Here is a 3,482-nt window from a genome sequence, read left to right as displayed (position 1 = left end):
ATTTCAATTCTCTTATCTTCTTAAGTTTATCTTATTGCTTTATTTTCATTAACTTATAAACTAGTCAATTTAATTTTCAAAGAGTACTAAAATATAGTTTTAGCTGATTTATTTCTAATTTAGAAACCAATGCTCTGTCTTTCAAAAACTGATTATATTACATAAAATCGTCTTAAAAGTTATTAAAAAAATTGTGGATATCCTGTGGATAAGTAGTCTAATAAGCTGTGGATTAAACATTTAATTGCCTGTGATTTAGAAACCAAATACTGTGATTTAGAAACCAAATACTGTGATTTAGAAACCAACCCTGAAAAATTTTATCTATTTTTCAGGTAGATACAAGCAAAAAAAATCCTTTAACTTATTTAACTTATTTAACTTATATATATATATTGTTATTATTACGCGCGAGGCTAATCTGTGGATAACTTTTTCATATTCATTTTTCCAAAAATAAATTCTCCAACAATAAAAAATAATTTTTCTTATCTAATTTTTGAAGCATCTTTAAAAAAATTATTTAGAATAATGTTTTTGAATGGCATTAAACCCCTCTAAAAACCTCTGAGAAGGCTTTTAGAGGGGTGCCCTTAGGGAAAGGGTTAATTAGAATAATAATACTCTTATAGAGGATTACAGAAAGAATTTAAAAATCATAAGAAAATTTTTATTGGATTAAATCCTTTCTAAGGAGGACCTAGACGATAGAAAAAATTTTCTTTGTTTGAAATTTTTAAAAAGCTGACCTTTACTGATAGGAATCATATTCTTTGCTTGAACCAGAACGTTAACTAATAAAAAATTTATTCTTTTTGATGTAAACAATAGAAAAAATAACTTCTTAGGTAACAAATTAATACATTAAATAAGTTCTGGTTCAGATGTTATTTCAATATCTCTTAAAAAAGAATAAAAAATATTTTCATTAAAATGAAAATATCATAACTAAACAAAATGCATGTTATTTATAATTTTGTTACAAAAAATCCCGAAAGTCTTAAATTAACAAACCACTAAAAATTTTAACTAAACAAAAAATCTATAAATTACAAGAAAAATATTATATAAAATCATCATCACCAAAACTATCAATTTCAAAATCATTACCATCAGATAATTGCCCGTCGTAATTAGAAAATTGGCTATCAATATTATGGTTGGTTGTATCTAAATGATCTATTTCTCCTAATTCATTACTTTGCAATAAAGAGTCATTATTATCTAATAAGGAATCATTATTGTGCAAAGGACTATTGTGCATAGAGGAATGAGGATCATCAATAATATTAATTATTTCTTCAGGAGCAGTATGATGAAACATATTATTCAATAAATTTCCTATTACTACTCCCCCTGCAACGCCAGCAGCAGTTTGCAAAGCACCGCTCATAAAACTACTACCACTACTGCGAGGAATACTATAAGCAGGTGCAGGCCCTGCAGCGGTTGTTGCAATACTATTTTCAGAAGATACAGTATTTTTCGTGTTTAAAGGAACTGTTTGTTCAGAAGGTTTATTTCCACTGAACAATTTACTTAAGAATGTTTTTCCTTTAGTTTGATTTAACCTCTGTAATTCAAGAACTTCATCTTTCAATTTTATTACTTGTTGATTTAGTTTATTTAAAGCCGCTTCTTGAATTAAAATTGATTGAACCATATAATAAGGTGCAGCAGGCTGTTGTTTAATATGATCTTTAATTTGTTCTTCCGCTTCAGAATCTCTATTAGAAGCATGTTCTTCTGCTTTTTTTATTTTCTGAAATAATCTTTCAATAAGTTGTTTTTCTTCTAATTGCATAAGTGAAATTCCTATATTTAAATGTGTTATTTCACAAAAACATACACTCATTTTTTATTTTAAAATAAAAAATGATTTAAATCAATTTTTCAATCTGTTTTATAAATCAACTTATAAAAAATAATAGAAATATTAAAAATTATTTTTAATATTTAGGTTTTGCTTCTATACCTTCTTGCCACAACCGATGAATAAAAAATGATTTAAATCAATTTTTCAATCTGTTTTATAAATCAACTTATAAAAAATAATAGAAATATTAAAAATTATTTTTAATATTTAGGTTTTGCTTCTATACCTTCTTGCCACAACCGATGAAATTCTTTTCTATATTTACCAGCAATATCTGTTCTATTCTTAATATAGATAATATTTTCAGCATTTCTTAATGCTGCGCTTTGAGTGTAATTAAAAGACCCTGTTTCTACTGAATTAGAATCAATAATCATAAACTTATTATGCATAATAGCATATCTATCGTTAAACCTTACCGGTATAAAATGATTGACCAAGTACGTTACAGCAGTATACCTACCTGTATTAGATTTTTTATCCACAACTAGTCTAACATTCACCCCTCTCTTATGTGCTTTAAGTAAAGCTAAAGCTATTGGTTTACTAGTAAAAGAGTATGCGGCAACAAAAATTGAATCTTTTGAATTTTCAATAGCCTTAAGTACTATTTTATTTGCTGTGTGACCTGGAGAAAATCCTATCTCTATATCATGAAAGTGTGAATTAGCTGAACTTGACGAAGTCATTATAATCAAAAAAGAAAAAATATAAGCTTTAATTTTCTTATTCATTAACAGCCCTCATAAGGTAAATTTTTTTTGAAATCATTTTAATATTAATTATCTAATTTAAATTTATTGTTTCTATTACTAAAAATAACCATATCTTCTCCAGTATTATAACGTATTTTATAATCTGGTAAATCATTAGTCTTAACAAGTTGCTTTATGTTATGTCTAAACATTTTTAATAAAGATGTGCTACCTGTCTTCAGGTGTAATTTGTCTAATGCAATACTAAATTCACTTTGAACACCACAATGTTTACGAGCTATCTCATAAATACGTCTATCTATTGCTTTCCTAATTCTAAAATAATCAGAACTGATTTTTAGCATTTTATTTTTATACAAAGCTTGATACAACCAATCTGGTAAAGTAACTTTTACCATACCAATATCTAATTTCCCCTTTTTTTCTTCAAGGATTTGCCAGCTATCAATTAAGCCAAAGCCCATAATTTCTTGTTTATGTTTAGAATAGAATATATTTGTTTTTATTGTAGTACCTTGTAATCTATCCAAAGCTTTTTCTAATTCTTGATATGTTCTACCACTAATTGTCCTATTAGTTGTTATAAAGAAATCATAAGGCGTGAAACAAACAATTTTACTTATTTCTTTATTTATATTCATCGATTCTTGCAATTTTGATATTACATAAATCCATATGTCCTTATCAAAAATAGTGGCTAAACCATCAGCATTAGGTTTAACTATAACGGTTGTACTTCCATTTCTATATTCTCTAATTCTCGTATCTCCACCCTTTAGTGCAAAAAATGGATGCTCCATACTAGCAAGTTCATCCCTAAAGCCAGAGAGTTCAATTTCGTCCAGAATAAAAAATTCTAATTCATATTTTCGAGGTTTCAATGTCTTCAA

The 3,482-nt window shown here is 26.8% G+C and carries 3 protein-coding genes; all 3 read right to left on the bottom strand.

Annotated elements, in window-relative coordinates:
* Nucleotides 1-1,063: 1,063 nt before the first annotated feature.
* The gene (locus CRV09_RS00075) at nt 1,064-1,804 is read right to left on the bottom strand and encodes a DUF2076 domain-containing protein (RefSeq protein WP_136132113.1); all 741 of its coding nucleotides are present in this window, start codon (nt 1,802-1,804) and stop codon (nt 1,064-1,066) included.
* Between the two features lie 272 nt (nt 1,805-2,076).
* Nucleotides 2,077-2,610 carry a phospholipase D family nuclease gene (locus tag CRV09_RS00070; protein WP_199733966.1) on the bottom strand — a complete coding sequence of 178 codons (534 nt, stop codon included), beginning with the start codon at nt 2,608-2,610 and terminating at the stop codon, nt 2,077-2,079.
* A 44-nt stretch (nt 2,611-2,654) separates the two neighbouring features.
* Nucleotides 2,655-3,482: a replication initiator protein A gene (locus CRV09_RS00065; RefSeq protein ID WP_136132112.1), complete on the bottom strand. Its 828-nt coding sequence runs from the start codon at nt 3,480-3,482 to the stop codon at nt 2,655-2,657.

This window comes from Candidatus Pantoea edessiphila (assembly GCF_002933345.1).
GTDB lineage: Bacteria > Pseudomonadota > Gammaproteobacteria > Enterobacterales > Enterobacteriaceae > Pantoea_C.
This window is presented reverse-complemented; position numbering and strand designations above follow the sequence as displayed.